This is a genomic window from Pseudomonas sp. (genome assembly GCF_037994325.1).
Lineage (GTDB): Bacteria > Pseudomonadota > Gammaproteobacteria > Pseudomonadales > Pseudomonadaceae > Aquipseudomonas.
The window spans coordinates 1-1,172 of record NZ_JBBNAH010000709.1 but is presented as its reverse complement, the minus strand read 5'-3'; the positions used below and the strand labels follow the sequence as shown (position 1 = coordinate 1,172).

At 61.6% G+C, this 1,172-nt stretch carries 1 protein-coding gene; it reads left to right on the top strand.

Annotation, left to right across the window (positions count from 1 at the left end):
• Positions 1 to 335: 335 nt before the first annotated feature.
• Positions 336 to 1,049, top strand: a complete 714-nt coding sequence (locus tag AAAB16_RS23450; RefSeq protein WP_340665511.1) for a tellurite resistance TerB family protein — start codon at positions 336 to 338, stop codon at positions 1,047 to 1,049.
• Positions 1,050 to 1,172 lie beyond the last annotated feature (123 nt).

Below are 1,172 nucleotides of genomic sequence, written 5' to 3'. Positions count from 1 at the left end.
CTGCCGCTAGGATTGGCTTTCCCGCAGCATTCAGGATTCCCGCCTACGCGGGAATGACGGTGTCTTAGCATCCTTCCTCGTCGTCCCCGCGCAGGCGGGGACCCAGGTACGGAGATGCACCTGCCGCTAGGATTGGCTTTCCCGCAGCATTCAGGATTCCCGCCTACGCGGGAATGACGGTGTCTTAGCATCCTTCCCCGCCGCAGACGTGCAATGACGGCTGTGGGTTCAGGCCTTAGGGGCGTAAAAGCAACATCCGCAAACACTCTTGTGCAGGGCTTTTGCGCGGTTTGGTTCTAGTCTGCCGGTCGGTTTATTTGACGATTGGAGGCTCTATGAACACCCGTGGCTTACTCGATCAATTGCTGAAATCCGGCCAGGACTTGCTGCAAAACAAGGCCTCTGGCGGTAAACCCAACAGCGCTAGCGGCGGTGTTGGCGGCCTGCTTGGCGGCGCCAACCTTGGCAGTTTGCTCGGAGGGGCCGGTGGCGGTGCCCTGGCGGCTGGGGCCATGGGCCTGCTGTTGGGCAACAAAAGCGCACGCAAGCTGGGCGGCAAAGCCCTGACCTATGGCGGCCTCGCCGCCCTCGGCGTGATCGCCTACAAAGCCTACGGCAACTGGCAAGCCAACCAGGCCGCTGGCGCCAGCAACACCGCCGAACCGCAAACCCTCGACCGCCTGCCCGCGCCGCAAGCCGAGCTGCATAGCCAGGCGATTCTGAAAGCCTTGGTGGCGGCGGCCAAAGCCGATGGCCATGTGGATGGCCGTGAGCGGCAGTTGATCGAGGGCGAGTTGGTAAAACTCACCGACGATGCCGAACTGAAAACCTGGCTCGATCAGGAACTCAACAAAGCCCTCGACCCCGCCGATGTTGCCCGCGCCGCCACGACGCCAGAAATGGCCGCCGAGATGTATGTGGCCAGTGTGTTGATGGTGGATGAAGAGCACTTTATGGAACGGGCTTATTTGGATGAGCTGGCCAAGCAGTTGAAGCTTGATCCGGCGTTGAAGCTGGAGTTGGAGAGCCAGGTTCGTCAGGCAGTGTGATCTCTCAGGACGCAAAACTGACACCGTCATCCCCGCGAAGGCGGGGATCTAGAGTCTCGGAAGAGACCTCGTTCGCGGCGCCATTCTGGATCGCCAGCCCGGTGGATCCCCGCCTTCGCGGGG